Origin of the sequence: Kocuria rhizosphaericola, from assembly GCF_044462205.1 — a bacterium.
GTDB lineage: Bacteria > Actinomycetota > Actinomycetes > Actinomycetales > Micrococcaceae > Kocuria > Kocuria rhizosphaericola.
Window position 1 is genome coordinate 1 of sequence record NZ_JBISWK010000125.1, and the last position, 26,833, is coordinate 26,833.

Consider the following 26,833-nt stretch of genomic DNA (forward strand, 5'->3'; position numbering starts at 1 on the left):
GACCCGCGCTGGCAGGAGGCCATGGCCCGCCGGGGGATCGAGGACACCACGCACAGCTTCGTGGCCCCGCTGGCGCCGGGCTTCTTCCCGCGGGAGGACGAGACCGGCAAGCGGGTCATCCGCTCCCTGACCTTCCACCGCCGCTTCGAGGGCGACAACCCGTGGGGCCACCCCGTCGAGGGCCTCGTCGTGCACATCGACCTCACGGCCGGGGAGGTCATCCGGGTCGAGGACGACGGCGACGTGCCCGTGCCCATGGCGGACGCCAACTACACCCCGGAGTTCGTGGGCCCGGCCCGCACCACCCTCAAGCCCCTCGACATCGTCCAGCCGGAGGGCCCGTCCTTCCAGGTGGACGGCACCCACGTGACCTGGGAGAACTGGAAGCTGCGCATCGGCTTCAACGCCCAGGAGGGCCTGGTGCTCAACCGGGTCACCTTCCGCGACGACACCGGCGAGCAGCCCGAGGACCGCTCGGTGCTCTACCGGGCCTCCGTGCCGGAGATGGTCGTGCCCTACGGGGACACCACGAACACCCGCTTCTGGATCAGCTACTTCGACGCCGGGGAGTACCTGCTCGGCAAGAACGCCAACTCGCTGAAGCTGGGCTGCGACTGCCTCGGGGTCATCCAGTACTTCGACGCGTTCGTGGCCGACGACGAGGGCCACCCCATGGAGATCCCGCACGCGGTGTGCATGCACGAGGAGGACTACGGCGTGCTCTGGAAGCACACCGAGTTCGGGGAGGCCCCGCAGGTGCGCCGCTCCCGCCGGCTGGTGATCAGCTACTTCGCCACGATCGGCAACTACGAGTACGGCTTCTTCTGGTACTTCTACCTCGACGGCTCCATCCAGGTGGAGGCCAAGGCCACCGGCATCGTCTTCGCCGGCGCGTGCGAGCCCGGGCGGCCGAACCGGCACTCCAACGAGATCGCCCCGGGGATCCAGGCCCCGGTGCACCAGCACATCTTCTGCGCCCGGCTCGACGTCGCCGTCGACGGAACGGAGAACTCCGTGCAGGAGGAGAACCTGGTGCGCATCCCCATGGGCGACGACAACCCGTACGGCAACGCCTTCACGTGGTCGCGCACCGACGTGACCCGCGAGTCCGAGGGGATCCGGGACGCGAACACCGAGACCGGGCGCAAGTGGTTCGTCACCAACCCCAACCGCCGCAACCACGTGGGCGAGCCCACCGCCTACCACCTGATCCCCATGCCGGGCCCGCGGCTGCTCGCCGCCGAGGGCTCCTCCGCCTGGAAGCGGGCCCAGTTCGCCACCCACCACCTGTGGGTGACCCCCTTCGACGAGGAGGAGCGGTTCCCCGCGGGCGAGTACCCCAACCAGCACGCGGGCGGGGGCCTCGGCGAGTGGGTGCAGCAGGACCGGCCGCTCGAGAACACCGACGTGGTGCTGTGGCACACCTTCGGGCCCACCCACATCCCGCGCACCGAGGACTGGCCGGTGATGCCCGTGGACTACTACGGCTTCTGGTTCAAGCCCTACGGCTTCCTGGACCGCAATCCGGCACTCGACCTGCCGGACTGGTCCACCGCCGGCGGCACGTGCTGCGGCACCGAGGTCGGCCACGCCGATCCCGTGCCCGCCACGGAGGGCGCCCACGCCATCACGGGCCACGACCACGGCGGCGTGCGTCCCGCCCACGACTGCGGCTGCGAGGGCTGAACCATGAGCACCGAGACGAACCGCCGGAACCGGACCCCCGAGCACGGCCACCTCACCGAGAGCACCGGCCTGGAGCGCCGGACCCTGACCGTCCCCTCGCTGGTCTTCCTCATCATCGCGGCCTCCGCGCCGCTCACCGTCCTGGCCGGCGGTGTCCCGTCCACGTTCGCCGTGACCGGCCTGCTCGGGGTGCCCCTCGGCTTCCTCGTCCTCGGGGTGATCCTCGCCCTGTTCGCCGTGGGCTACGGGGCGATGTCCTCGCGGATCACCAACGCCGGCGCCTTCTACGCCTATGTGGCCGACGGGCTCGGCGCCCGGCAGGGCATCGGGGCCTCCTGGCTCGCCCTCATCAGCTACAACGCGATGCAGATCGGGCTCTACGGGATCTTCGGCTTCGTCCTGTCCTCCTTCCTGGAGGCGCGCCTGGGCCTCGCGGTGCCGTGGTGGGCGGCGGCCTTCGCCGGGCTCGTCCTCGTGGGGCTGCTGGGCGTCAGCCGGGTCGACCTCTCCGCGAAGGTCATCGCGGTCCTCGTCACCCTCGAGTTCCTCGTGGTGATCGTGGTCGACGTGATCTCCCTGGGAGTGGCCCCCGAGGGCCTCAGCGCCCAGCCCCTGATGCCCTCCGAGTTCTTCACCTACGGCATCGGCGCCGTGCTGTCCTTCGGCATCGCCGCGTTCATGGGCTTCGAGTCCGCCGCGATCTACAGCGAGGAGGCCAAGGACCCGGCCCGTGCCGTCCCGCGGGCCACGTTCACGGCGGTGGCGATCATCTCGGTGTTCTACGCGGTCTCCGCGTGGGCTCTGGCCGTGGGCGTCGGCCCGAGCGGGATCGTGGCCGCCTCCCAGCAGTACGGGCCGGACCTCGTGTTCGTGTTCCTGGGCGAGCACGGTGGAGTGCTGCTGGCGGACATCGCCCAGGTCCTGTTCATCACCAGCCTGCTCGCCGCGCTCATCGCCTTCCACAACGCGGTGGCCCGGTACTTCTTCTCGCTGGGCCGCGAGAGCGTGCTCCCGCGGTGGCTGGGCGCCGTCGGACGGCGCAACCACGCCCCGGTGGCCGGCTCGCTCGCGCAGAGCACGCTCGCCGTGGTGCTCGTGACGGTCTTCGCGGTCGCCGGGCAGGGCTCCGAGCTCGGTCCACTCTTCCCGGTGCTGACCCTGTTCACCTGGCTGGTCAACGCGGGCGCCTTCGGGCTGATCTTCCTGCTGACCATCACCTCCCTGGCGGTCATCGGGCACTTCCGGCGGGAGCCGGACGGGCAGTCCGCCTGGGTGCGCTGGATCGCCCCCGGGCTGTCCGCGGCGGGGCTGGGAGCGGTCTTCCTGCTGGTCCTGGTGAACTTCGACGTCCTCATCGGCGCCGAGGGGCCCAGCCTCCTGGCCGTCGTCATGCCGGCGATCATCCTGGCCGCCGGGCTCGCCGGCCTGCTCTGGGGCGAGCACCTCCGGCGCCGCCGGCCCGGGGTGTTCGCCGGGGTCGGCTCGGGCCGCGCCGTGGAGGGCGGCGGGTCCGTGGCGCGACCGGACGCACCGGGAGAGTCCGGGACGCCCGAGGCGCCCGAGGCCGCCGGCGTGGCCGGGGACGCGCGGTGACCGCCCTGGAGCCGGCGGCCGGGGCGGTGGGGGCGCGCCGGGCGGTGCGCGGTCCGGTCGGCGTGCTCCGGCCGCCGGGCCGACCGGCGGCACCGCGCCGGGAGGTGCGCCGTGGCGCCGGCCTCCTCCGGGTGCTGCTCGTGCTGGGCGTGGCCGCCTCCGTCGCCCTGCACGCGCAGATGGCCCTCGCCGGCGCCCACGGGCCCGGGTGGTCGGTGCTCATGGGGGTCATGGCGCTGCTGTGCCTGTCCTGCCTGGCCGGGCTCGTCCGGACCGGCGACCCCACCGGCGCGGTGCGGATGACCATGGGCATGGCCCTCGCGATGGCCCTGGGCCACGTGCTGCTCCTCCCGCTGCTGGACGGGGGCTCCGGGGCGCACGGCGCCCATGCCCACCACGGGGGAGCGTCCGCGGCGGGTGCCGCCTCGGGGGCGGGCCACGGCGGCATGCTCCTCGTGGTGGCGGTCGAGCTGGCCGTGGCGGCCCTCGCCGTCGGCTGGACGGGACGACACAATCAGCGAATTACCTACCAACCGGTCTAATATGGCGATCCAGATGTGATGCCAGTCACGGTGCGGACCCCGGTGGTCCGCACCGTGCCGGACAGGGAGGGATCGTTCGATGGTGCCGACGCCGACCGGACCGGGCCGGACCGCCGCGAGCCCCGAGCTCGTGGAGTCCATCCGGGACTGGTCGCGCCTGACCTCGCGCTCGTTCGTCCCCCTGAGCTGCACGACCACGGCCGCCCGGTCCTTCCGGGCGGGGCTCGTGGGCCGGGAGGCGGGGAACCTGCACGTCTCGCACCTGCGGTTCTCGCCGCACGCGGTCGAGCGCGTTCCCGCCGGCCCGGAGGACACCGGTGGCGGGCGCTTCAAGGTGAACCTGCAGCTCGAGGGCCGCTGCGTCGTCGAGCAGGACGGCCGGCGCAGCGTGCTGAACCCCGGTGACCTCACCCTCTACGACACCTCCGAGCCCTACCGCCTGGAGTTCCCCGAGGAGTCCCGGCTGCTGGTGCTGATGTTCGACCACCGCGTCCTCGACCTCCCGCCCGCCGCCGTCGCACAGCTGCGGGCCTGCCGGCTCGGGCCCGAGGGCGCCGTCCACGACATGGTGGCCTCCTTCCTCGCGTCGATGGCCGACCACATGGACGCCCTGACCGGGATGAACGGCCAGCGGCTCGGCAACTCCGCCCTCGACCTGCTCACCACCTCCTTCAACCTCGAGCTCGACGACCAGGTGGCGGCCTCCGCCCACGAGAAGGACCGGCTGCGGGCCCGCGTGCACGACTACGTCGAGGCCAATCTCTCCCGGTCCGACCTCGGCCCCACCACGATCGCCCGGGCGCACTACGTCTCCGTGCGGCGGCTGCACCAGGTCTTCCAGGACGAGGGCACCACCGTCTCGACCTGGATCCGCACCCGCCGGCTCGAGCGGTGTCGGCGCGCGCTCGAGGACCCCATGAGCGCAGGGGTGCCCGTGGCGCGGATCGCCGCCCGGTGGGGCTTCCCCGACGCCGCCCACTTCTCCCGCGTGTTCAAGGCCGCCTACGGCGTCTCGCCGTCCGCCGCGCGCGCCCAGGCCCTGGCCGACCTGCCCGCCTGACGCCCCCGCATCCGGAGGGCAGGCCTGCGTTCCCCGGCGTGATCCCTTGCACTACGTGCAAGGTTGCACTGAGTGTACTGTTGCACCTAGTGTAACGAGCTGTGACGAATCTGCCCGCCGAGCCGGCCCAGGACCGCCCCCCGGAGGACCGGCGGGAGGCGGTGAAGTACCACAACCGCCGCGCCATCATCGACGCCGCCGCGGCCCTGGCCGCGGAGCGGGGAGTGGGCCGGTTCACCGTCAACGACCTCGCCGAGCGGGCCGGGGTCTCCCGGCGCACGATCTTCAACCACTTCGCCTCCGCGGACGACGCCGTCTACGCGCGCTTCACCGAGCTGCTCGGGGTGTTCGTCGACAACTTCGCGCGGGTCGTGGAGGCCACCCCGCCGCCCGCGAAGCCGAGCCCCGGGGCCGTCCTCGAGCAGCTGGCCGACGTGATCGAGCGCACCGAGCTCGTCCCGGCCATGTGCCACATCGCCCGGCTCATGGGCGCCAGCGAGGACAGCCCCACCACCGCGGTGTGGGCGCACGAGGTGTTCCAGACCCTCACCGCCCGGCTCGCCTCCGAGATCAGCGACCGGGTCCCCGGCGCGTCCACCTTCACCGTGGACCTGCTCGCGAGCCTGCTGCTCCACGCCCTGGCTGTCGCCTTCGAGCGGTGGGCCGAGGAGACCGGCGCGGTGGACACCCCCGAGAGCCGCATGACCTGGCACCGGCTGCTGCGCACCGCCGTGGACCGCCTGCGGCACGGCTTCGCGGACTGACCCGCACGCGCTGCCCGCACTCCTGACCGGGCTTCCCGACCCGTTCTTCCTGACCCGACCCTCCCTGCACGGCGTTCCGTGGACGACGCTCCTGACCTGACCTGACCGACAGAGAAGAGACATGGCACATCTGCTGTACCGACTCGGGCGCTTCGCCGCCCACCGCGCGTGGGCCGTGGTCGCGGCCTGGATCGCGGTCCTGCTCCTCGCCGGCGGCGCCTTCGCCGCCTTCGGCGGTCAGCTGACCAACGCGATCACCGTCCCCGGCACCGAGACCCAGCGCCTCGCCGACCGGCTGCAGTCCGAACTGCCCGACGCCGGCCACGGCACCGGCCGGATCGTGTTCCAGACGGCCGACGGCGAGCCGTTCAGCGCGGACCAGCGGGAGCAGATCGGCGAGGCGCTCGCCGCCGCGGAGGAGTCCCCGGGCGTCGACGGCGTCCTGGACCCCTTCGCCGCGCAGGACGAGCGCGAGGAGCAGGAGCAGCAGCTCGCGGACGGACGCGAGCAGGCGGCCGACGGCCGCGCGCAGCTCGACGCCGCCGAGGACACGCTCGACGAGAACCAGGAGAAGCTCGACGAGGCCCGTGAGCAGGCCGAGCGGGCCGATGCCTCCGACCAGGTCCTGGACGAGCTCGACGCCCGCCAGGAGGCCCTCGACGACGGCCGCGCGGAGCTCGAGCGCAACCGCGAGCAGCTCGTGGACGGGCTGCCCGAGCTCGACCGCGGGGAGCGGTTGATGGCACTCGCCGAAGAGACCCGCACGGTCTCCGAGGACGGGACCACGGCGATGGCCGTGGTGACCTTCACCGCCGAGCAGCAGGCGGTCACCGCCGAGGAGAAGGAGGCTCTGCAGGCTGCCGTGGACGGCACCGGGATCGAGGACGTGCAGGTCGAGTACTCCCTGGAGATCGCCCAGGACATCTCCCAGCTCTTCGGTCCCGCCGAGGTCATCGGCGTGGTCATCGCCGGGATCGTGCTGCTGGTCATGCTCGGCACCCTCGTGGCCGCCGGCCTGCCCATCCTGATGGCGCTCACCGGCGTGTCCGTCGGCGCCCTGGGCGTGCTGTCCTTCTCCGGGACCGTGGACATGATGCCGGTGACCCCGATGCTGGGCGTCATGCTCGGACTGGCCGTGGGCATCGACTACTCGCTGTTCATCCTCAACCGGCACCGCCAGCAGCTGCTGGCCGGCACGGAGCTGCACGAGTCCATCGGCCTGGCCACCGGGACCTCCGGCAACGCGGTGGTCTTCGCCGGGCTGACCGTCATCATCGCCCTGGCCGCGCTCAACGTCACCGGCATCCCGTTCCTGGGCGTCATGGGCACCGCGGCGGCGGTCTGCGTGGCCGTGGCCGTGCTGATCGCCGTGACCCTCACCCCGGCGCTGCTGTCCCTCGTGGGCGGGCGGCTGCTCTCCGCCCGCGCCCGGACCCGCGCGGCCCGCCGGCCCGCGCACCTCGGGGAGCCCCGCCCCGGCGTGGCCACCCGCCACCCCGTGCTGACCCTCGTGGCCGGCGTGCTCGCGCTCGTCGTCGTCGCCCTCCCCGCGGCCTCGATGCGCCTGGGCCTGCCGGACGCCTCCTCCGAGCCCGAGGACTCCACCCAGTACCGCACCTATCGGGTCCTCGACGAGAAGTTCGGCGCCGGTGCCAACGGCCCGCTGCTCGTGGTCGCCGACCTGCCGGAGGGCACGGACGAGTCCGAGGCGGCCGAGCTGCAGCTCACCGTGGGCGAGGAGCTCATGGCGGAGGACGACGTCGTCTCCGTGGTCCCGGCCGGGCTGTCGGAGGACCGCCGGACCGCCGCGTTCCAGGTCGTGCCCGTGGACGGCCCGGCCGCCGAGTCCACCGAGGAGCTCGTCGGCGACCTGCGCGCCCTGTCCCCGGCCCTGGAGGACGAGCACGGCGTGCGCATCGGCGTCACCGGCCAGACCGGCGGCAACATCGACGTCTCCCAGCTGCTGGCCGAGGCCCTGCCGCTGTACCTCACCGTGGTGATCGGGCTGTCCCTGCTGCTGCTGGTGCTCGTCTTCCGCTCGATCCTCGTGCCGGTCGTCGCGACCGCCGGGTTCATGCTCTCCCTCTTCGCCGCCTTCGGCGCGGTGGTGGCGATCTACCAGTGGGGCTGGCTGGGCGGCGTCTTCGGCGTGCACGCGCCCGGCCCGGTGCTCAGCTTCCTGCCCACCATCCTCGTGGGCGTGCTGTTCGGCCTGGCCATGGACTACCAGCTGTTCCTGGTCTCCGGGATGCGCGAGGCGTTCGTGCACGGCCGCTCGGCACGGTCCGCCGTCCAGGAGGGGCTCCGGGCCGGCCGGGCCGTGGTCACCGCCGCGGCGATCATCATGATCTCCGTGTTCGCCGGCTTCGTGTTCTCGCACATGGCGATGATCCGGCCCATGGGCTTCGGCCTCGCCTTCGGCGTGCTCGTCGACGCCTTCGTGGTGCGCATGATGCTGATCCCCGCGGTCATGCACCTGCTCGGCGACAAGGCCTGGTGGCTGCCCCGCTGGCTCGACCGGATCCTGCCCGACGTGGACGTCGAGGGCGACTCCCTGCGCCGCGACCGCACGCCCGCGCCGGTCGGCTCGGCCGGTCCGAGCGGATGGGGCGACGCTGCGCCGGACCCGGACGCCGAGCGCGAGCTGGTCGGTGCCGGCCGGCGCGACTGACGCGGCACCTGCAGGCTCCGGACAGCACCGTGCCCCTCCACCCGCAGCGCGTGGAGGGGCACGGTGCTGTTCCGGTGTGCCGGCCCGCTGCGGTCGGTACAGTCGTGCCCATGACGGCGCGCCGCACGTTCCTCATGGTCGCCGGGCAGCTGGCCCTGGTCGGAACGCTTCCCGGCTGCGTCGTGGAGCGGAGGGTGCCGACGGACCCGCGCGACAACGGTGCGCGGCGGGGCGGAGGTGCGGCGGGCGACGACCGCGAGGCTCTCTCGGCCCGCCCCGGGAACGCCCCACCCGCCGAGCCGGCCGGCCCGGGCGAGCACGAGCTCGGCGTGGCGGAGGAGGGGGACTCGCTGCTCTTCCTGCCGTCCTCGGCCGGTCCCAGGGGGCCGGTGCCGCTCGTCGTCTCCCTGCACGGCGCCGGCGGCAGTGCGAGGGGCGGCCTGGACCTGCTGAGGAGCGCCGCCGCCGAGCACGGGTTCGCCGTCCTGGCGCCGTCCTCGCGGGAATCCACGTGGGACGCCGTCCGTGGGCGGTACGGTCCCGATGTCGACGTCCTCGACCGGTCGCTGCGGCGCGCCTTCGAGCTCGTGCGGGTGGACCCGGAGCGGATCGCCCTCGCCGGGTTCTCCGACGGCGCCTCCTACGCCCTGGGGCTGGGCCTCGCCAACGGCATGCTGTTCGGGGCCGTCATGGCGTTCTCGCCGGGCTTCGTGCCACCCGCCGCCCGGACCGGGACGCCGAGGATCTTCGTCTCGCACGGGGCCGCGGACGACGTCCTGCCCGTCGAGCGGACGAGCCGGCGCATCGTGCCGCAGCTCGAGGAGGACGGGTACGACGTCACGTACGCCGAGTTCGAGGGCGGGCACGCCGTCCCGCCCCCGATCGTGCGGCGGGCCGTGGAGTGGTGGGGCCGGCCGGAGGGCTGAGCCGGCGTCAGGAGATGCCGTTCTCCTGGAGCCACATCTCCAGCAGGCCCAGCTGCCACAGCACGTTGGAGCGCAGCGGCGTGTGGTGCCGGTTCGGGTCGGCCAGCAGGGACTCCACGACCTCCGAGTTGTAGAGCCCGCGCCGCACCGCCGCCGGGTCGGTCAGGGCGGCCTCGACCCGGTCCAGGGTCCCGCCCTCGAGGGTGCGGATCGCCGGGACGGGGAAGTAGCCCTTCTTCCGGTCGATCACCTCGTCCGGGACGATGCCGCGCGCCGCGCGCTTGAGCACGCCCTTGCCGCCGTCGGCGAGCTTGAGCTCCGGGGGGATGCGCCCGGCGAACTCGACGAGCTCGTGGTCGAGGAACGGCACCCGCGCCTCGAGACCCCAGGACATGGTCATGTTGTCGACGCGCTTCACGGGGTCGTCCACCAGCATCACCGTGGAGTCGGTGCGCAGGGCGGCGTCCACGGCGGTCTCCGCGCCCGGGCGACCGAAGTGGCGCTCGATGAACGCCGTCGGCGCGTCGTGGGTCGCCATCCACTCGGGGGAGAGGACCTTCGCGAGCCGGGACCACGGGCGGTCGAAGAACGACTCGGAGTAGGTCTGCCGGGCGTCGTCGCGCGCGACGTCGGCCAGCGGCGGGTACCAGTGGTAGCCGCCGAGCACCTCGTCGGCGCCCTGGCCGGACTGCACCACCTTGACGTGCTTCGAGACCTCCTCGCTGAGCAGGTAGAACGCCACGCAGTCGTGGCTGATCATGGGCTCGCTCATCGCGGCGACGGTCCGGTCGATCGCCGGGACCAGGCGGGCGTCGTCGATCGCGATCTGGTGGTGGTCGGTGCCGAAGCGGCGGGCCACGAGGGACGAGAACTCGAACTCGTCCCCGGACTCCTCGCCCCGGGACTCGAAGCCGATGCTGAACGTCTGCAGGTCCTCCTGACCGCTCTCCGCGAGCAGGGCGACGACGAGGCTCGAGTCGATGCCGCCGGACAGCAGCACGCCCACCGGCACGTCCGCCACCATGCGCCGCTTCACCGCGGTGCGCAGCTTCTCGACGAGCCCGTCCTGCCAGTCCTGCTCGGACCAGTCCGAGCGGTCCTCGTCGCGGGTGAACTGGGGGTTCCAGTACTCGTGGTCCGAGGCCGAGCCGTCGGGCTCGACCGTGCGCACGGTCGCCGGCGGCAGCTTCCGCACGCCCTTGAGGATCGTGCGCGGGGCCGGGACCACCGAGTGGAAGGTGAGGTAGAACGACAGGGCGGTGCGGTCGATCGAGGTGTCGACGTCCCCGGCCGCCAGCAGCGACTGCACCGTGGACCCGAACCGCAGCCGCGCCCCCGTGTGGTCGACGTAGAGCGGCTTGATGCCCAGCCGGTCGCGGGCCAGGACCGTGCGCCCGCTCGTGTGCTCCGTGATCGCGAGGGCGAACATGCCGTGGAAACGGTAGACGCACTCCCGGCCCCAGCGGTGGTAGGCCTTCAGGGCGACCTCGGTGTCCGAGGTGGAGAAGAACTCGTAGCCCATCCCGCGCAGCTCCTCGCGCAGCTGCCGGTAGTTGTAGATCATGCCGTTGAAGACGATCGACAGCCCCAGCCGGGAGTCGACCATCGGCTGCCCGCCCGAGGGGCTGAGGTCGACGATCTTCAGCCGGCAGTGGCCCATGGCCACCGGCCCCTGGGCCCAGGCGCCGGACCCGTCCGGGCCGCGGCCGGCCTGGGCGCACGTCATGCGGTGGATGGTGCCCGGGTCCGCGGCGGCGCCGTCGAACCGGATCTCACCGGCGATGCCGCACATCAGCGCTCACCCCCGCTCCGGAGCCGGGACGGGATCGGGAGTGGTGGTCCGTGGAGGGAGAGCATCCTCCAATATTACGGGGGGCACGCCGCCGGATGCCCGGTCGGCGGCGTGGAGGGGGCCGTACGGTGCCTGTATGACCACGGACCCCGCCGGTCCCACCGACCTCTGCCGGCTCTCCGCCCGGGACCTCGCGGCGGCCGTCCGGACCCGCACGGTCTCCGCGCGGGAGGTGCTCGACGCCCACTTCGCGCGGATCGACGCCGTGAACCCCGCCGTGAACGCCGTGGTCACACAGGTCCGCGAGCAGGCGCACGAGGCCGCCGCCCGCGCCGACGAGCTCACCGCCGGCACGCCCGCGGACGAGCTGCCGCCCCTGCACGGGGTGCCGATGACGCACAAGGACACCCACGCCACCGCCGGGATCCGCACGACCTCCGGCTCCCCGGTGTTCGCGGAGCACGTGCCGGACCACGACGACCTGATCGTCGCGCGGTTCACGGCGGCCGGGGTGATCAGCACCGGGAAGAACAACGTGCCCGAGTTCGCGGCGGGCTCCCACAGCTGCAACGAGGTCTTCGGCACCACGAACAACCCCTGGGCGCTCGACCGCAGCGCGGGCGGCTCCAGCGGCGGGGCGGCCGCGGCGATCGCGTCCCGGATCCAGCCCCTGGGCGACGGCTCCGACATGGGCGGGTCCCTGCGCAACCCGGCCGCGTTCTGCAACATCGCCGGCTTCCGGCCCTCCGCCGGGGTCGTGCCCTCGTCGGCGTCCGGATCGGGCTGAGCACGGACTTCGGCCTCGGCGTCCCGGTGGAGCCGGAGATCGTCGAGGTCCTGCTCGCCCGGGCGCAGGCGTTCGAGGAGCTCGGTGCCGTGGTCGAGGAGGCCGTTCCGGATCTGCGCGACGCCGACGAGGTGTTCGACGTGACGCGGGCCTTCGACATGGCGGCGAACCTGCGCACGGTGGTCGCGGAGCACCGCGAGCTGGTGAAGCCGGAGATCGTCTGGAACATCGAGAAGGGGCTGGCGCTCACCGCCCGGCAGCTCGTGGACGCGGCCCTGGCCCGCACCCGCCTGCACGAGGCGGTGCGCACGTTCTTCGACCGGTGGGACGTGCTGCTGACGCCCACGTCCCAGGTGCTGCCGTTCCCGTCCGGAGAGCGCTGGCCCCGCACGGTCGCCGGTATGCCGATGCGGACATATGTCGAGTGGATGCGCTCGGCGAGCCGCGCGGTCCGGCCGCGGCATCCGGCCGCGCCGCACGGCCCCGGCGCCCTCAGGCGGCCGCCTCCAGCTCGAGCAGCGCCGTCTTCGCCTCCAGTCCGCCGACGTATCCCCCCAGGCCGCCGTCGCCGCGCAGCACACGGTGGCACGGGACGACCACCGGCAGGGGGTTCGTGGCGCAGGCCGTGCCCACCGCCCGCACGGCCTGCGGGCGACCGACCGAGCGGGCCACCGCGCCGTAGCTCTGCGTGCTGCCGTAGCCGATCCCCGGCAGGTGCTCCTGGACCAGACGCCGGAAGCCGTGCGAGAGCGAGCGGTCCAGGGGGAGCTCGAACCGGGTGCGGGTCCCGGCGAAGTACTCCTCGAGCTGCTGCACGGCCGGAGCCAGACGGGCCGGGGCCCGCAGCACCCGCGGGCTGATCCGGCGGGCCAGGTCCTGCAGGACCGCCCCGTGGTCCTCCCGGGCGTAGGCCACCCGGACCAGACCCTGCTCCGTGGCGGCCAGCAGCAGCACTCCCACCGGGGTGCTGACCGTCGTGTACGCGACGTCGAGCAGCCCCGCCTCCGCGGCCCCGTCCTCCAGGCGCCGGTGCAGGTCCCCCAGCACGGTCTCCGGCACGGGGACGGCGGCGCGCAGGCCGCCCAGGGGTGAGCTGAGGGGTGTCGGGGTCATCGGTCCTCTCCTGTCCTGTGGGTCTCCGCGACGGTACGGGTGGGGCTCTCGACGAGGGGCTCGGCGAGGGTCCTGCGGAGAGAGGCCACGCCGTCGGCGGCGGCCCGGCGGGCGGCCTCGGGGGTGCCGCCCAGCAGCTCCGCGATCTGCCGGTAGGGCAGTCCGCCCAGATAGCGGTAGGCCACGGCGTGCCGCTGCCTGGGCGGCAGGGCGGCCACGGCAACCCACAGCGGGGAGTCGTGCTCGGGCCGGTCGTCCTGGTGCGCCGGTGGCTCCGGGAGCGCGGCCACGGGCACCGCCGCGCGGGACCGGGCCCGGACGACGTCGATCGCCTTGCGGTGGGCGATCGTCACCAGCCACGCCTGCACGTTCGCCGTGGCCGGCAGCTCCGGGTACGCCCGCAGCGCGGCCAGGAACGTCTCCGACCACGCGTCCTCGGTGTCCGCGTGGGTGCTCAGCACGGCCCGGCAGACCCGCCACACCACGGGGCCGTGCCGGGACACCACGGTCTCGAAAGGCTCTTTCGTGTTCATCACCTCGCAGACGGCTGCGCCCGCGGAAACGTGAGATCGCGACGCAGGACGTTCTCCCCTCCAGGCGAGCACCGGAGAGCCCAGTGCACCAGGGACTTCCCGCGCAGCCGCACGGCTTCGCGCACCGGTTCCTGGGCCAGGGCCCGGGCGGCCTGCCGGGCGCGGCCCGGCCGGGCGCGGGGCGACGGGGTCAGAGGAACTCGACGCCCTGGGCCAGAGGCAGCTCACCGGAGTAGTTGACGGTGTTGGTGGCCTGGCGCATGTAGGCCTTCCACGAGTCCGAGCCGGACTCCCGCCCGCCGCCGGTCTCCTTCTCGCCGCCGAACGCCCCGCCGATCTCTGCGCCCGAGGTGCCGATGTTGACGTTGGCGATCCCGCAGTCCGACCCGGCGGAGGAGAGGAACCGCTCGGCCTCGAGCTGGTCGTTGGTGAACACGGCCGAGGACAGGCCCTGCGGCACACCGTTCTGCAGCTCGATGGCCTCGGTGAACTCCGAGTAGGTGAGCACGTAGAGGATCGGGGCGAAGGTCTCCTCCCGGACGACCGCGCTCTGCGCCGGCATCCGCACCACGGCCGGCTCGACGTAATAGGCCTCCGGCCGCTCCTCGGCCAGCACCCGCTCGCCGCCGGTCAGGACGGTGCCTCCCTGCTCCTGGGCGGTGCGCAGGGCCTCCTGCATGGCCTCGTAGCTGTTTCTGCTGATGAGCGGGCCGACCAGGTTCGAGACCTCCCGCGGGTCCCCGATGCTGAGGGTGCCGTAGGCCTGGACCAGCTTCTCGGTGAGGGCGTCCACGACGGACTCGTGCACGATCAGCCGCCGCATGGTGGTGCAGCGCTGGCCGGCCGTGCCCACGGCGGCGAAGACGATGCCCCGCAGGGCGAGGTCCAGGTCGGCACTGGGCGCGACGATCGCGGCGTTGTTGCCGCCCAGCTCGAGCAGGCAGCGGCCGAAGCGGGCCGCCACGCGCGGGGCGACCTCGCGGCCCATCCGGACCGAGCCGGTGGCCGAGACCAGGGCAACCCGGGGATCGTCCACGAGGCCCTGGCCGCCCTCGCGGTCGGCGAGCACGAGCTGGTGGATCTCGGCCGGGGCCCCGCAGTCGGCCACCGCGCGCGCCAGGAGGGCGTGGGAGCCCGTCGCGCTGAGCGCGACCGTCTCCGAGGGCTTCCACACGACGGTGTCCCCGCAGACCAGGGCGAGGGCGGTGTTCCAGGAGTAGACGGCCACGGGGAAGTTGAAGGCGGAGATGACGCCCACGACACCCAGGGGGTGCCAGGTCTCCATCAGCCGGTGCCCGGGGCGCTCGGAGGGCATGGTCCGGCCGTAGAGCATGCGGGACTGGCCGACGGCGAAGTCGCAGACGTCGATCATCTCCTGGACCTCGCCGCGGGCCTCCGAGGTGATCTTGCCCGCCTCGGCCTGCACCAGCACGGCGAGGTCGTCCTTGTGCTCGGTGAGCAGCTCGCCCCACCGCTTGACCACGTTCCCGCGCACCGGAGCCGGGACGTCGCGCCAGACGGGGAACGCCTCGGCGGCCCGGTCGACGGCCGCGGCGACGTCCGCCGCGGAGGCCAGGGGCAGGCCCGCCAGCACCTCGCCGGTCAGGGGGCTGCGGGCCTCGAGCTCGCCGGAGAGGGCGTCGACGTCGACCCCGCACGCCCGGAGGGCGCGGTGGACGTCGGCGGTCAGGGCGGTGTTCTGCAGGGTCTGGGACATGGCGCTTCTCCTGTGTGGTGCGGTCCGGTGATGAGGTGCGGGTCCGGGGCTCAGCCGGTGACGACGGCGCCGAGCTGCTCGCGCAGCCGTGCCACCGACGCGTCCTGCTGGCGCTGGTACAGCTCGTGGGGGTCGACCACCGTGCGGCCCACGACCTGCGAGAGCACGGTGATGTCGTAGTCGGTGCCGAGCTGGGCGTCGTCGCGCGAGCCCTCGTCGGTGAGGTTGGACTGGAAGATCCCGGCCGCGGAGCGGGGCAGGAAGTCCTCGTAGACGATGGGCTGCGGAACCACCACACCGGACTCGATCAGCGACCGGAGCTCGAGGCCCGCACCGGCGGGAGGGGCGTCCCGGCGGACCAGGGCGTCCTCGTCGAGGGAGTAGGTGAAGTAGGCCAGGCCCCGAAGGGCCAGCTCCTGCTCGGTCCGGGGCAGGTGCTCCTCCCACACGGCGCGGGTCACGTCGACACGGACCCCGTCGCCCTCCCCCTCGGCGAGCCGCCGGTCCGTCTCGGCGACCATCCGGTCGTAGAGTTCCCGTCCCGCGGGGGTCAGGGCGATGCCGCGCTGCTCGACCTCCCCGAAGCGCACCCGCAGCGCACCGGGGCCCACGGTGCCGTCCTCGAAGCGGAAGACCCGGTCCTCGGCCAGGGCACGGAACGAGGTCTGGCGCAGGAGGACGTCCGGGCCCTCCCACCGGGGCGGACCCTGGATCTCGTCGATCATGGTGATCCCCAGGGCTTCCATGCGCGCGTAGAGGTCGTCGATGTCGAGCACGCGCGGGGTGAGGTGGTTGATGTGGGTCGTGGTGACCCCGCCGATGTCGGAGGCCACCGCGGAGACGGCCTCGAGCTCCCGGTACCATGCGTGGTCCACCGGCTCGTCGGAGAGCTCGAAGCACCGGGTGGCCAGGCGGAGCAGCCGCTCGGCGTCGTCGGTGTCCAGGCCGCCGTCCGCCGCTGCCCGGTCCGCCAGCTCCAGCAGCTCCTCGGGGAACAGGGTGCGGCGGTCGATGAACTCCCGCAGCCGCTCCTGCAGGTCCTTGCTGAAGAACCGGGGGTCGTCGGCGGCGAGCATCGAGGTGAAGACCCGGAACGGGTTCCGGGCGAGCTCCTCGGGGTCGACGGGGCGGAAGGCGGTGGAGACCACCGGCACGGAGGACGCCGAGGCGTCGCGCAGGTCGTAGAAGCCCACCGGGTGCATCCCGAAGGCGGCGAAGACCCGGGCCACCTGCGCCATCTCCCGCGGCGAGCCCACCCGGATCGCCCCGTGGCGCTCGGCAGTGACGCGGCCGATGCTGCCCAGGCGCTCGGCGTCGGCGCCGTGGCGGGCCAGGAAGTCCTCGTTCACGGCGGTGGAGACGTCGACCAGGGTGGTGTAGGCCGGCACCTCCTCGCCGTACATCTCGGAGAGCCGGCGGGCGAACCGGGCCCTCAGCTGCCAGGGCGGCTGGAACGTCATGACGGGTCGTCCTCTCAGTGTGCGGCACACGGTGCCGGGTGCGGGATCGGGGTGGGTGCTCAGATGATGTTCACCTCGTGCAGGGCCTGGGCGGCCCCGGAGAAGCGGTCGGCGGAGAAGTGGCCGGGGTCCAGGAAGGAGGACCGGCCCAGGTAGAGGTCGGCCATCAGCTCGCCCACGGCCGGGCCCTGGAGGAAACCGTGCCCGGAGAACCCGGTGGCGTAGAAGAATCCGGGCAGTTCGCGGGCGTGGCCGATCAGCGCGTTGCGGTCGGGGGTGTTCTCGTAGAGGCCGGCCCAGCCGCCCTCCAGGTCGGGGTGCTCGAGCTGCGGGGCGCAGACGGCGGCCGCGGCGTTGAGCTCGGGCAACCAGTCGTGGTCGAACTCGCGGCAGAACCCGGGCTCCTGCTGGTGGGAGATGCCCAGCAGCAGACCGTTGCGGTAGTTGTGGTGGTAGAACGTGGTCGAGAGGTCCAGGGTGAAGGGCACCCGGGGACAGGGCAGCGAGCGCTGCCGGGTGAGGCCGATGAGCCTCCGGACGGGGGTCACGGGCAGGTCCACATCGACCATCGCCCCGATCCGGGCGCTCCACGCCCCGGCGCAGCACACGACCGTGTTCGTGCGGATGGTGCCGCGCTGGGTGGTCACCGACTCGATCGCGCCGGTGCTGCGCTGGACGTCCAGCACCTCGGTGCGGTCGACGATCGTCACGCCGAGCTCGACCGCCGCGGCGGCGTAGCCGGCGATCACCGCAGAGGGAACGGCGAACCCGTCGCCGGGGGAGAACGAGGCCCCGGTCAGGGCCGCCGGGTCGAGCAGCGGGTTGATCTCGGCCGCCTCCTGCGGGGACACCATGCGGCTGTCGATCCCCAGGCCGTTCTGGACCCCGGTGGCCCGCTGCAGGTCCTCGACCTCGGCGTCCGAGCGGCACAGGAAGAGATAGCCCACCTGCTGGAACCCGATGTCCACCCCGAACTGCCGGGGGAACCGCCGGAAGGCCTCCAGGGAGCGCCGGCCGAGCTCGATGTTGCCGGGGTCGGAGAAGTTCGCCCGCACGCCGCCGAGGGGCTTGGCGGAGGACCCGCTGCCGAGGTCGGTGCGCTCCAGCACCACGATGTTGCGCACTCCCTGTGCGGCGAGGTGCCAGGCCGTGCTCAGGCCCATGATCCCGCCGCCGACGACGACGACGTCGGCGGCCGGGGGTTGCGCGGTGGCGCAGGTCGGGTCGAGCCCGACGATCTGGTCCACCACGGGGACCCTCCCTCTGCTCCGCACCGGGGCGACGCCCGCCGTCCCGACGCCGCCTCAAAGTTATACGTTATCGATAACGACATCCTGCGCTCGGAGGTTCAGCGGGGTCAAGGGGACGGTCCAGCATTTCGGCCATCCCGTTCCCGGGCGGTGCCTCGCCGTCAGGGGCGGGCATAGTCGAGGTGGCGGATCATCAGCTCCGCCGCCCGCGCCGGGTCGCCCGCGACGACCGCCTCGGTGATGCCCCGGTGCTCCAGGGCGCTGGTCTCCAGCAGGTCGCGCTCCTGCAGGTGGTAGGACCCGTTGATCCGGGACTGGTCCCGCAGGTTCTCCACGATCGCGGTCCATCGCGTGTTCTGCAGCATCCCCACGAGGGCGGCGTGGAACTGCTGGTCCGCCTCGAGGTACTCGAGCATGTCGCGGCCCCCGGAGGCGGCCACGGTGTGTTCGGTCAGGGTCCGCAGCAGGGCGGCCTGGTCCGGGTCGACGCCCTGCTCGGCGACCCGTCGCACAGCCTCCACCTCGATGAGCCGACGCAGGTCGTAGACCTCCTGCTTGTCCCGGTCGGTCAGCTCCACCACGCGGAAACCCCGGTTGCGCACGAGTTCCAGCAGGCCCTTGTTGACCAGCGACATCATGGCCTCGCGGGTCGGGCTGTTGGAGACTCCGAGGCGTGCGGCGAGGCTGTTGGCCGAGTAGATCTCACCGGGGCGCATGGCTCCGCTGAGCAGGGCGCGGCGGATCAGGGCCTCCGTCGAGTCCTTGAGCGTCGACCGGGTGAGCGCGGCGAGCGCGAGGTCGTCGCCCCAGTCCTGGGTCCGCTTCATCTTTTCCCTGTCCGCCCTGGGAGCCCTTGGGGTCATCGTCCGCTGCCACCCGCCTGTCAACGTGCTGAAAACATAGCAGTCGCGACCGCGCGGAACGGTTGGCAGGGGTGCTCTCTGAGCATGTTATGAGTTGTCGACAAGCTATGAGGTGGTGGGCGTCGCGCGGCCACGACGACCGATCGCGCCGGGCGGGTCCCGCCGCTGCGAGCGGATCGGCGGCCGTCCGGCTCGGCCGACCGGTCTCCGTCGCCATGTCCTTCACCGGCCGTGCCCGACCTGCTCGGGATCCGGCTCCTGTCCGGTGTGCTCCAGGAGGAGGTCCTCGCCCACCGTGAGCACTTCCGCACCGGCCGGCTGCCGATCGCGGCGCGCGGGGACCGCAGCACCATGCTGGGCCAGCAGATGTCGGGAGCGACCTCGTCCGTGGGGGCTCGGTGGACGGGACGGGACGCCGGACGCCGTGGCGCGGTGTCCTCACCGCCCCGAGTGCGCACGTGCTGCCGCGACCCGCCCCGGGCAGTTCCGGGGCGGGTCGCAGCAGCACGTGGCGGGACCGGGGGACTACACGTCCCGGCGGGCGCGGTTGACGATCTTGGACCGGACGGTCAGCGCCAGCACGATGAACAGCAGGCCGTAGAGCACCAGCGGGATGGGCCCGGTCACGAAGACCGAGTAGTCGCCGTTGGAGGACAGCAGGCCGTCGCGCAGGCTGGTCTCGGCCAGCGGGCCCAGCACCATGCCGATCAGCAGCGGGGCCACCGGCACGCCGTGGCGTCGCATGATGAAGCCCAGCACGCCCAGCCCGAGCAGCAGCAGCAGGTCGAAGACCGCCCCGGAGGTGGCGTAGATGCCGAGCCCGCAGAACACCGTGATCCCTGCGTAGAGGTACTGGCTGGGGATCAGCAGGAGCTTGGCCCACAGCTGGGCGAAGGGCAGGTTGATGACCAGCAGCACGACCATCGCGATGAAGAAGCTGGCCAGCAGCGCCCACACGAGCTCCGGCGCCCGGTCGAACAGCAGCGGGCCCGGCTGGAGGCCGTACTGCTGGAAGGCGGCGAGCATGATCGCCGCGGTCGCCGAGACGGGCAGGCCCAGGGCCAGCAGCGCACCCATCGCGGTGCCGGTGGTGGCGTTGCCGGCCGCCTCGGGGGCGGCCAGGCCGCGGATCGCGCCCTTGCCGAACATCGGGTTCGGGCGGCGGCGGTCGATGCGGCGCTCGAGGTCGTAGGACATGAAGGTCGGCACCTCGGCGCCACCCACCGGGATCACGCCGAAGGGCAGTCCGATCGCGGTGCCGCGCGCCCAGGCCGGAGCGGCCTCCTTGAGCTCCGCGCGGGAGAGGAAGGGGCGCCCGGTGACCTTCATCTGGTGGGCGACCGGGTCGCGGCGGATCCGGGAGGCCACGTACAGGACCTCGCCCAGGGCCAGGATCGCGACGGAGACGGTCACCAGGGAGATCCCGTCGAACAGGTTGGCCGAGCCGTAGGTGAAGCGCTCCGAACCGGAGATCGCGTCGATGCCCACGGTCGCGATGCCCAGGCCCAGGACCAGGGAGACCAGGCCCTTGACCGCGGAGTCCGAGACCACGGAGGACGTGGCCACGAAGGCGAAGAGGGCCAGGGCGAAGTACTCGGCCGGGCCGAAGTTCGCGGAGAAGTCCGCGAGCCGGGGCGCCAGGAAGACCACGACCACGGAGGCGACCATGCCGCCGATGAACGCGCCGATCGCGGCGGTGGCCAGGGCCTGCGGGGCCCGCCCGTCCTTGGCCATCTTGTGGCCCTCGAACGTGGAGGCGATCGCGGAGCCCTGCCCCGGGGTGTTCATCAGGATGGCCATGGTCGAGTCGCCGAACAGGCCGCCGAAGTACACGCCGGCGAAGAGGATGAACGCCGCGGTGGGGTCCAGGGCGAAGGTCATGGGCAGGAGCAGGGCCACGGCCATGGAGGAGCCGAGACCGGGCAGCACGCCCACGGCGGTGCCGAGGAGGCAGCCGACCACGACCCACAGCAGGTTCATGGGGGTCAGCGCGCCGGCGAACCCGTCCATCAACAGATTGAGTGCGTCCATGTCAGAAACCGCCTCCCAGGATGCCGGACGGGAGGTTGAGCCCCAGGCCGACGGTGAATGCCAGGTAGATCGCGCTGCTCACGAGCAGGGCGAGCGAGATGTCGAACAGGGGCCGGCGGCTGCCGAAGCCGCGGGCCACGGCCCAGAACAGCAGGGCGGCGGCCAGGATCCAGCCCAGCAGCTCGAGCGTGAGGGCGAAGGCCAGGAACCCGCCCGCGGACCAGGCCACCGCGGTCCAGTCCGAGTGCGTCCGCCAGGTGCGCGCCGAGAGCTCCGCGGGGTGCTCGGGAGTGCGCAGGTAGTGGAGTACGAGCAGGGCGGCCAGGACGTAGCCGGCCACGGTCAGGATCAACGGGTAGAACGTGGGGCCGGGGAAGTCGGTGCCCTCCGGGATCTCCATGGTCAGGGCGCCGATCAGCAGGTAGGTGCTGAAGGCGGCCACCACCGCGGGCACCACGAGGCCGCTGCGGCCGCTCCGCCAGGACGTCGCGGTCTCCGGCTGCTCCCACGGGGGCTGGGCGTCGTTCCGGCGCTCTCCGGCGGTGCCGGTGTGCGTGGACATGGGTGTGCTCATCAGGAAATCTCCTCCACCAGCGCGGCGATGCGCTCCTGCTCCGAGGCCATGAACTCGTCGAACTCGTCGCCCGCGAGGTACACCTCGGTCCACTTGTTGCGCTCGACGGCCTCCTGCCACTCCGGGGTGGCGACGGACTCCTCGAGCAGGGTCCGCAGCTCGGCGAACTCCTCGTCGGTGATCCCGGGCGGGGCCAGGACGGCCCGCCAGTTGGCCAGGTCGACCGCGAAGCCCTGTTCGGCGAGGGTCGGGATCTCGACGCCATCCAGCCGCTGCGGGGCGGCCATGCCCAGGGCCTTCAGCCGGCCGGCCTCGATCTGGTCGGCCACGTCCATGTACCCGGAGGTGGCCGCGTCCGCGGTGCCGGTGATCAGGGCCTGGGTGGCCTCGCCGCCGCCGGACTTCGGGATGTAGGTGGTCTCCGAGGGCTCGATGCCGGCCTCGAGCGCGAGCTCGGTCATCACGAGCTGGTCGAAGGTGCCGCCGCCGGTCCAGGCGACCTCGGCCGGGTTCGCCCGCCAGGCCTCGACGAGCTCGTCGATGGTCTCGTAGGGGGAGTCGGCGGGGACCACCACGACGTCGTACTCCTCGACCACCCGGGCGATCGGGCGCACGTCGTCGTGCGTGACGGCCGAGTCGAGCTGCGCGACACCGGCGACCAGGCCCGCACCCGTGACCATCAGGGTGTTGGCCTGCCCCTCCATGGTGGAGAGCTGGCCGAGTCCGATGGTGCCGGCCGCGCCGGGGATGTTCACCACCTGGGAGTTGTTGACCAGGCTGTTGACCCGCATGGCCTGCTGCTGCTCCCGCATGAACGTGTCCCACCCGCCGCCGGCGCCGGCCGGGGCGATGAGGGTGAGGTTCGAGCGGATGTCCGAGCCGGCCGTGGCCGACTGGAACGAGAAGAAGGCGGCCACGCCGATCACGGCGGCGGCGACGACGCCGTAGACCGTCATGACGACCGGGTGCCGGCGTCGGGTGCCCGGCTGGGCCTGATCTGGTGGTGAACTCACGGGGATCCACTTTCCTGGGTCGTAGGTTGCGGGTGCATGGCTCCGTCCGAGCCGCTCATCCGACGATAAGTGAGCCGCGTCACGCGCCGGCCGTTGATCGGCCTTTCGTGCGTAGTGATCGTTGTGCTGGTTCTGCGCATTCTGCTCACGCCGGGAAAGACGTTCCTCGCGCGTTCCGCCGTAGGGTGGACCTCGTTTTGTCCGCTGATTTCCCCACCTGAATTCCCCATCCCACCGCGGAGGCTCCCATGACCGTCGTCGTTGCCCGAACCAGCACCCCTGAGGGCGAGGCCGCGCTCGCGGCCGCGGTCGAGGAGGCCGGACGCCGCCAGGAGGACCTGCTGGTCTTCAACCTCGAGGGCGCCCAGCTCGACCCCGAGACCGGTGAGCTCAACGGCGTGCCCGTCACCTTCCGCACCCCCGACACCCGCAACCGGGACGCCGTGGGCGAGCTCCTCGACGCCGCGGAGCAGGTGGATGCCTCCGCCGTGGTGATCGGCGTGAAGCACCGCAGCCCCGTGGGCAAGCTGCTGCTGGGCAGCGCGGCCCAGCAGATCCTGCTCGAGGCCAACTCCCCCGTGATCGCGGTCAAGCCCCGGCACTCCTGAGGCATGGCCTCGACCGCCCCGGAGGCCCGGTCCGGGGCCTGGCTGTGGTTCCTCGTGGCCGGGGCCCTGCTCACGCAGACCGCCCTGAACCTGGTGCGCCCGGTCACCACCTACAAGTTGCTGTCCCTGGACGCGGACTCCGTGACGGTCGGCCTGGTCACGGCCGCCTACGCCGTGCTGCCCCTCGCCACGGCCATGTGGCTGGGGCGGATGACCGACCGGGTGCGGGACCTGCGCACGATGGTGGTCACCGGTGCCCTGGTCCTCGCCCTCGGCGCGGTCGCGCTGGCCCTCGCGCCCAGCGTGGTGCTCGTCGCCGTGGCCAGCGCCCTGCTCGGCATGGGGCACCTGGTGTTCACCATCGCCGGACAGTCGGCGGTCGCCCGCTTCTCGCCGCCCGACCAGCTGGACAAGGGCTTCGGCTGGTTCACCGCCGCCTTCTCCGCCGGGCAGCTGGTGGGCCCGCTGCTGGCCGGGGCGCTGCTGGGCTCGGGCGGCGACGTCGCCTCGCCCCAGCGGATCGCCGACATCACCCTGTCCCTGTGGATCGGGGCCGGCCTCTCGCTCCTCGTGGCGCCCGTCATGCTCCTGCGCCCGCGAGCGGCCGGGCCCGCCCGCGGGTCCGCCCGGAACGACGACGCCGCAGCCGCCGAACCGGCCGCTCCCGCCACCGGTGAGCTCGAGGTGGTCCCGGGGGCGGCGCCACGCGCGTCCATGGTGCGGATCCTCAAGGTCCCGGGGGTCCCGTCCCACATGCTGGCGGCCCTGGCCCTGCTCGCGATGCTCGACATCCTCACCGCTTTCCTGCCGCTGGTGGGGGAGCGGGCAGGGGTGTCCCCGGCGTGGATCGGCGTCCTGCTGGCCGTGCGCGGCGGCGCGTCGATCCTCTCCCGCGTCCTGCTGCCGTGGCTGGCCCACCGGATGTCCCGGCGCGCCCTGCTGCTGGTCAGCCTCTACGGCGCCGGGTGCGCGCTGGCCGTCCCGCCGGCCGTCATCACGGTGCCGTGGCTCGCCGCCCTGCTCCTCTTCGTGGGCGGCTTCTGCCTGGGCCTGGGGCAGCCGATCACCATGACGCTGGTGTCCACCGCGGTGCCCGTCGCGTGGCGGGGCTCGGCGCTCGCCGTGCGGCTCGTCGGCAACCGGGCGGGCCAGGTGGCCATGCCCCTGCTCGCGGGCCTGGTGGCCGCGCCGCTGGGCCCGGCCGGGGCGATCTGGTTCACGTGCGCGGTGCTGCTGGTCAGCGGGATGGAGAAGACCGTCCGGCGCTAGCCGGGCGCGGGGCCGTTCCGACGGTCCCGGCACAGGGACACCACGAGGGCGGCACGATCCGGCCCGGTCAGCTGGAGGACGAGCAGGACCGGGAGGTCCGGACCGGCGGGCGGGGCCCGCCGGAGCGAGTCGTGGCCCGGGTGGCCACCGGGGCTCGCCGGCCGTGGACCGGGAGCAGGTCTACTCGACAGTCAGGACTCCGGACATGTCCGGGTGGTACGTGCAGGTGATGGAGTAGTCACCGGGCTCTTCGGGAGCGGTGAAGGTGACGGTCTCTCCTCCTGCCGCGATGGCCTCGAACGTCCCTTCGCCCTGAGCCGTCACGGTGTGCGTGGCCTCGCCCTCGTTGATCACGGTGACGGTGGAGCCGGGGGCCACCGAGGAGGGCAGTTCATAGGCGAAGTCCTCGACGGTGATCACCGCTTGCGCTGCTTCGGCGGGCGAACCTTCCGTGCCCCCCGCACCGGGGGAGGGCGTTGCCGCCGGGGCACTTGCTGCGGGCGGCTCGGGCTCTTCGCCGGAGGGGCCGCTGCGGGCTGCGCACCCTGTGGCCCCGGCGAGAGCTGCCGCCAGGACCACGGTGATGATGCCGCGGGTGATGTTCATCTGTGCTCCTCTGCGTGGTCCCCGGAGCGTGCCGGCACGCCGGTGGCGGCCGAGGCCCCGGCCACCGGGAGCAGGACCGTCCCCGGGGGCGGGGCGCTGGTGCGGGGGATGTCGGGGCGGCGCATCATGCGTTCAACGCATACCTTGACGTCAGGGTAGATTCAGGGGTATGTCCGTACACCACCCAGAACGCTCGCCGGCCGAGACGGCCGGCGAGGGCACGCCCACCCAGGTGCGGCACGAGGCGTTCCGGCGGCGGACGTTCGCGGTGATCTCGCACCCGGACGCGGGCAAGTCGACGCTGACGGAAGCTCTGGCCCTGCACGCGCACGTGATCGAGGAGGCCGGGGCGACGCACGGCAAGGCCAGCCGCCGCTCCACGGTCTCCGACTGGATGCAGATGGAGCAGGAGCGGGGCATCTCGATCAGTTCGGCCGCCCTGCAGTTCACCTACCGCGACACCGTGTTCAACCTGCTCGACACCCCCGGTCACGCCGACTTCTCCGAGGACACCTACCGGGTGCTGGCCGCGGTGGACTGCGCGGTGATGCTGATCGACGCGGCCAAGGGACTGGAGACCCAGACCCTGAAGCTCTTCGACGTGTGCGCACGGCGGGGCCTGCCGGTGATCACCGTGATCAACAAGTGGGACCGGCCGGGCAAGGACGCGCTGGAGCTCATCGACGAGGTCCAGCAGCGGACCGGGCGGACACCGGTGCCGCTGAGCTGGCCGGTGGGTCTGTCCGGGGATTTCCGGGGCACCCTGGATCCCCGCACCCGCGCCTACACCCGGTACCGGCGAATGGCCGCCGGTGCCGCCCTCGCGGAGACGGAGGTCTTCGCCCCCGAGCAGGCGGCCGAGCTGGAGGGCGCGGCGTGGACGGAGGCCGTGGAGACGGCCGCCCTGGTGGCCGAGAGCAACGGGGCGTTCGAGCTCGAGGCCTTTCGCGCGGCGGAGTCCACCCCGGTGCTCTTCGTTGCCGCCGCGATGAACTTCGGAGTGGCCACCCTGCTCGACGTCCTGGTCGACCTGGCGCCACCGGCCGGCCCCCGGCCGGACGCCGACGGGACTCCGCGCCCGGTCGAGGCCCCGTTCTCCGGGTTCGTGTTCAAGCTGCAGGCGGGGATGGACCGCGCCCACCGGGACCACGTGGCGTTCCTGCGGGTCTGCTCCGGGGTCTTCCACCGCGGCATGGTGCTCACCCACGCCGCCACGGGCAAACCCTTCGCCACCAAGTACGCCCACCACGTGTTCGGCCGGGACCGGGAGACGATCGACGTGGCCTTTCCCGGGGACGTGGTGGGGCTGGTCAACGCCTCGGCGCTGCGGGCCGGGGACAGCGTCTACGTGGGGACCCCGGTGACCTTCCCGCCCATCCCGCACTTCTCTCCCGAGCACTTCCAGGTGGCCCGGGCGGTGGACGCCGGGCGGGCCAAGCAGTTCCGCCGTGGGATCACCCAGCTCGAGCACGAGGGCGTGATCCAGGTGCTGCGCTCCGAGACCCGCGGGGACCAGGCCCCGGTGCTGGCGGCGGTGGGCCCGATGCAGTTCGAGGTCGTCGCCGACCGGATGGACCGGGAGTTCGGCGCGCAGGTGCGCCTGGAGGCCCTGCCCTACACCCTCGCCCGGCGGGTGATCGCCCCGGACCCCGAGGTCCTCAACCGCATCCCCGGGACCGAGGTGCTCCGGCGGGCCGACGGCGAGCCGATCGCGGTGTTCACCGACAAGTGGAAGCTGGGCCGAGTGGCCACCCACGCCCCCGAGGTCGCCCTGGAACCGATCGGCGGGGATCTCGACTGAGTGCTCTCGGCCCGAGGCCGCCGACCTCGCGTCGATCATCGCCGGGACCGTGTCCCGCCACCTCGTCCGCCACCTCGTCCGCCATCGACGGACCGGCAGTTCCTCGCGACCGAACCCGGTGTGGGCTCCGGGGGCGTGGTGGCCGGTGAAGTGCTCTCCGCAATGAGCGCACCG

The 26,833-nt window shown here is 72.8% G+C and carries 23 protein-coding genes and 1 pseudogene; 12 read left to right on the forward strand and 12 right to left on the reverse strand.

What is annotated here, in order from left to right; all coding sequences use genetic code 11:
* The 7 genes from ACH9D2_RS12705 to ACH9D2_RS12735 all read left to right on the forward strand — a co-directional run.
* Positions 1 to 1,686 (forward strand): primary-amine oxidase (locus ACH9D2_RS12705; RefSeq protein ID WP_396363167.1); only part of this gene is annotated, 1,686 nt, incomplete at its 5' end.
* A gap of 3 nt (positions 1,687 to 1,689) precedes the next feature.
* On the forward strand, positions 1,690 to 3,279 hold the full coding sequence (locus tag ACH9D2_RS12710) for an APC family permease (protein ID WP_396363168.1): 1,590 nt from the start codon (positions 1,690 to 1,692) through the stop codon (positions 3,277 to 3,279).
* A complete protein-coding gene (locus ACH9D2_RS12715; protein ID WP_396363169.1) occupies positions 3,276 to 3,821 on the forward strand; it encodes a hypothetical protein in 546 nt (181 codons plus the stop codon). Before ACH9D2_RS12710 ends, ACH9D2_RS12715 begins: the two co-directional genes overlap by 4 nt.
* 79 nt (positions 3,822 to 3,900) lie before the next feature.
* Positions 3,901 to 4,881 (forward strand): AraC-like ligand-binding domain-containing protein, encoded by a 981-nt coding sequence (locus ACH9D2_RS12720; protein WP_396363170.1) that lies wholly within the window; start codon positions 3,901 to 3,903, stop codon positions 4,879 to 4,881.
* A gap of 101 nt (positions 4,882 to 4,982) precedes the next feature.
* Positions 4,983 to 5,645 (forward strand): TetR/AcrR family transcriptional regulator, encoded by a 663-nt coding sequence (locus ACH9D2_RS12725; protein WP_396363171.1) that lies wholly within the window; start codon positions 4,983 to 4,985, stop codon positions 5,643 to 5,645.
* Between the two features lie 121 nt (positions 5,646 to 5,766).
* Positions 5,767 to 8,316: an MMPL family transporter gene (locus ACH9D2_RS12730; protein ID WP_396363172.1), complete on the forward strand. Its 2,550-nt coding sequence runs from the start codon at positions 5,767 to 5,769 to the stop codon at positions 8,314 to 8,316.
* Between the two features lie 110 nt (positions 8,317 to 8,426).
* Entirely contained in the window at positions 8,427 to 9,242 is an 816-nt protein-coding gene (locus tag ACH9D2_RS12735; protein WP_396363173.1) for an alpha/beta hydrolase, read from the forward strand.
* Positions 9,243 to 9,249: 7 nt separating this feature from the next.
* On the opposite strand, the gene ACH9D2_RS12740 is transcribed toward ACH9D2_RS12735, so the two are convergent.
* Positions 9,250 to 11,034, reverse strand: a complete 1,785-nt coding sequence (locus ACH9D2_RS12740) for an N-acetylglutaminylglutamine amidotransferase (RefSeq protein WP_396363174.1) — start codon at positions 11,032 to 11,034, stop codon at positions 9,250 to 9,252.
* Between the two features lie 136 nt (positions 11,035 to 11,170).
* On the opposite strand from ACH9D2_RS12740, the gene ACH9D2_RS12745 reads away from it, so the two are divergent.
* On the forward strand, positions 11,171 to 11,821 hold the full coding sequence (locus tag ACH9D2_RS12745) for an amidase family protein (protein WP_396363175.1): 651 nt from the start codon (positions 11,171 to 11,173) through the stop codon (positions 11,819 to 11,821).
* 26 nt (positions 11,822 to 11,847) lie between these two features.
* Positions 11,848 to 12,147 (forward strand): annotated as a pseudogene (locus tag ACH9D2_RS12750) (amidase); the annotation flags it as partial.
* Between the two features lie 166 nt (positions 12,148 to 12,313).
* Here ACH9D2_RS12750 and ACH9D2_RS12755 read toward each other — a convergent pair.
* The 9 genes from ACH9D2_RS12755 to ACH9D2_RS12795 all read right to left on the reverse strand — a co-directional run bounded on the left by ACH9D2_RS12755 (position 12,314) and on the right by ACH9D2_RS12795 (position 22,318).
* A complete protein-coding gene (locus tag ACH9D2_RS12755; RefSeq protein WP_396363176.1) occupies positions 12,314 to 12,934 on the reverse strand; it encodes a methylated-DNA--[protein]-cysteine S-methyltransferase in 621 nt (206 codons plus the stop codon).
* The gene (locus ACH9D2_RS12760) at positions 12,931 to 13,467 is read right to left on the reverse strand and encodes a sigma-70 family RNA polymerase sigma factor (protein WP_396363177.1); all 537 of its coding nucleotides are present in this window, start codon (positions 13,465 to 13,467) and stop codon (positions 12,931 to 12,933) included. The genes ACH9D2_RS12755 and ACH9D2_RS12760 overlap by 4 nt, the downstream gene beginning before the upstream one ends.
* Before the next feature lie 190 nt (positions 13,468 to 13,657).
* Entirely contained in the window at positions 13,658 to 15,184 is a 1,527-nt protein-coding gene (amaB, locus tag ACH9D2_RS12765; protein WP_396363178.1) for an L-piperidine-6-carboxylate dehydrogenase, read from the reverse strand.
* Positions 15,185 to 15,234: 50 nt separating this feature from the next.
* Positions 15,235 to 16,644, reverse strand: coding sequence for a 2-oxoadipate dioxygenase/decarboxylase (gene hglS / locus ACH9D2_RS12770; RefSeq protein ID WP_396363179.1), 1,410 nt, complete (start codon positions 16,642 to 16,644; stop codon positions 15,235 to 15,237).
* 59 nt (positions 16,645 to 16,703) lie between these two features.
* Positions 16,704 to 17,894 (reverse strand): FAD-dependent oxidoreductase, encoded by a 1,191-nt coding sequence (locus ACH9D2_RS12775; RefSeq protein ID WP_396363180.1) that lies wholly within the window; start codon positions 17,892 to 17,894, stop codon positions 16,704 to 16,706.
* Between the two features lie 161 nt (positions 17,895 to 18,055).
* A complete protein-coding gene (locus tag ACH9D2_RS12780; RefSeq protein WP_396363181.1) occupies positions 18,056 to 18,721 on the reverse strand; it encodes an FCD domain-containing protein in 666 nt (221 codons plus the stop codon).
* Positions 18,722 to 19,282: 561 nt separating this feature from the next.
* The gene (locus tag ACH9D2_RS12785) at positions 19,283 to 20,788 is read right to left on the reverse strand and encodes a tripartite tricarboxylate transporter permease (protein ID WP_396363182.1); all 1,506 of its coding nucleotides are present in this window, start codon (positions 20,786 to 20,788) and stop codon (positions 19,283 to 19,285) included.
* Position 20,789: 1 nt separating this feature from the next.
* Positions 20,790 to 21,362 (reverse strand): tripartite tricarboxylate transporter TctB family protein, encoded by a 573-nt coding sequence (locus ACH9D2_RS12790; protein WP_396363183.1) that lies wholly within the window; start codon positions 21,360 to 21,362, stop codon positions 20,790 to 20,792.
* Positions 21,362 to 22,318: a tripartite tricarboxylate transporter substrate-binding protein gene (locus ACH9D2_RS12795; protein ID WP_396363199.1), complete on the reverse strand. Its 957-nt coding sequence runs from the start codon at positions 22,316 to 22,318 to the stop codon at positions 21,362 to 21,364. Before ACH9D2_RS12795 ends, ACH9D2_RS12790 begins: the two co-directional genes overlap by 1 nt.
* Before the next feature lie 305 nt (positions 22,319 to 22,623).
* Between ACH9D2_RS12795 and ACH9D2_RS12800 the strand changes: the two genes are divergently transcribed.
* Entirely contained in the window at positions 22,624 to 22,983 is a 360-nt protein-coding gene (locus ACH9D2_RS12800; RefSeq protein WP_396363184.1) for a universal stress protein, read from the forward strand.
* Positions 22,984 to 22,986: 3 nt separating this feature from the next.
* Positions 22,987 to 24,252 carry an MFS transporter gene (locus ACH9D2_RS12805; RefSeq protein WP_396363185.1) on the forward strand — a complete coding sequence of 422 codons (1,266 nt, stop codon included), beginning with the start codon at positions 22,987 to 22,989 and terminating at the stop codon, positions 24,250 to 24,252.
* A gap of 180 nt (positions 24,253 to 24,432) precedes the next feature.
* On the opposite strand, the gene ACH9D2_RS12810 is transcribed toward ACH9D2_RS12805, so the two are convergent.
* Together ACH9D2_RS12810 and ACH9D2_RS12815 are read right to left on the reverse strand one after the other, a co-directional pair.
* A complete protein-coding gene (locus tag ACH9D2_RS12810; RefSeq protein WP_396363186.1) occupies positions 24,433 to 24,858 on the reverse strand; it encodes a cupredoxin domain-containing protein in 426 nt (141 codons plus the stop codon).
* Positions 24,855 to 24,986, reverse strand: a complete 132-nt coding sequence (locus tag ACH9D2_RS12815) for a hypothetical protein (RefSeq protein ID WP_396363187.1) — start codon at positions 24,984 to 24,986, stop codon at positions 24,855 to 24,857. The genes ACH9D2_RS12810 and ACH9D2_RS12815 overlap by 4 nt, the downstream gene beginning before the upstream one ends.
* A gap of 41 nt (positions 24,987 to 25,027) precedes the next feature.
* Between ACH9D2_RS12815 and ACH9D2_RS12820 the strand changes: the two genes are divergently transcribed.
* Positions 25,028 to 26,659, forward strand: a complete 1,632-nt coding sequence (locus ACH9D2_RS12820; RefSeq protein ID WP_396363188.1) for a peptide chain release factor 3 — start codon at positions 25,028 to 25,030, stop codon at positions 26,657 to 26,659.
* Positions 26,660 to 26,833: the final 174 nt, after the last annotated feature.

Bases quoted from the DNA above. Each gene is read 5' to 3' on its own strand.
- ACH9D2_RS12710 (WP_396363168.1), top strand. From the start codon at position 1,690: ATGAGCACCGAGACGAACCGCCGGAACCGGACCCCCGAGCACGGCCAC.
- ACH9D2_RS12720 (WP_396363170.1), top strand. From the start codon at position 3,901: ATGGTGCCGACGCCGACCGGACCGGGCCGGACCGCCGCGAGCCCCGAG.
- ACH9D2_RS12730 (WP_396363172.1), top strand. From the start codon at position 5,767: ATGGCACATCTGCTGTACCGACTCGGGCGCTTCGCCGCCCACCGCGCG.
- ACH9D2_RS12735 (WP_396363173.1), top strand. From the start codon at position 8,427: ATGACGGCGCGCCGCACGTTCCTCATGGTCGCCGGGCAGCTGGCCCTG.
- ACH9D2_RS12740 (WP_396363174.1), bottom strand. From the start codon at position 11,034: ATGTGCGGCATCGCCGGTGAGATCCGGTTCGACGGCGCCGCCGCGGAC.
- ACH9D2_RS12745 (WP_396363175.1), top strand. From the start codon at position 11,171: ATGACCACGGACCCCGCCGGTCCCACCGACCTCTGCCGGCTCTCCGCC.
- ACH9D2_RS12755 (WP_396363176.1), bottom strand. From the start codon at position 12,934: ATGACCCCGACACCCCTCAGCTCACCCCTGGGCGGCCTGCGCGCCGCC.
- ACH9D2_RS12760 (WP_396363177.1), bottom strand. From the start codon at position 13,467: ATGAACACGAAAGAGCCTTTCGAGACCGTGGTGTCCCGGCACGGCCCC.
- amaB (WP_396363178.1), bottom strand. From the start codon at position 15,184: ATGTCCCAGACCCTGCAGAACACCGCCCTGACCGCCGACGTCCACCGC.
- hglS (WP_396363179.1), bottom strand. From the start codon at position 16,644: ATGACGTTCCAGCCGCCCTGGCAGCTGAGGGCCCGGTTCGCCCGCCGG.
- ACH9D2_RS12780 (WP_396363181.1), bottom strand. From the start codon at position 18,721: ATGAAGCGGACCCAGGACTGGGGCGACGACCTCGCGCTCGCCGCGCTC.
- ACH9D2_RS12785 (WP_396363182.1), bottom strand. From the start codon at position 20,788: ATGGACGCACTCAATCTGTTGATGGACGGGTTCGCCGGCGCGCTGACC.
- ACH9D2_RS12790 (WP_396363183.1), bottom strand. From the start codon at position 21,362: ATGAGCACACCCATGTCCACGCACACCGGCACCGCCGGAGAGCGCCGG.
- ACH9D2_RS12795 (WP_396363199.1), bottom strand. From the start codon at position 22,318: ATGACGGTCTACGGCGTCGTCGCCGCCGCCGTGATCGGCGTGGCCGCC.
- ACH9D2_RS12800 (WP_396363184.1), top strand. From the start codon at position 22,624: ATGACCGTCGTCGTTGCCCGAACCAGCACCCCTGAGGGCGAGGCCGCG.
- ACH9D2_RS12805 (WP_396363185.1), top strand. From the start codon at position 22,987: ATGGCCTCGACCGCCCCGGAGGCCCGGTCCGGGGCCTGGCTGTGGTTC.
- ACH9D2_RS12810 (WP_396363186.1), bottom strand. From the start codon at position 24,858: ATGAACATCACCCGCGGCATCATCACCGTGGTCCTGGCGGCAGCTCTC.
- ACH9D2_RS12815 (WP_396363187.1), bottom strand. From the start codon at position 24,986: ATGATGCGCCGCCCCGACATCCCCCGCACCAGCGCCCCGCCCCCGGGG.
- ACH9D2_RS12820 (WP_396363188.1), top strand. From the start codon at position 25,028: ATGTCCGTACACCACCCAGAACGCTCGCCGGCCGAGACGGCCGGCGAG.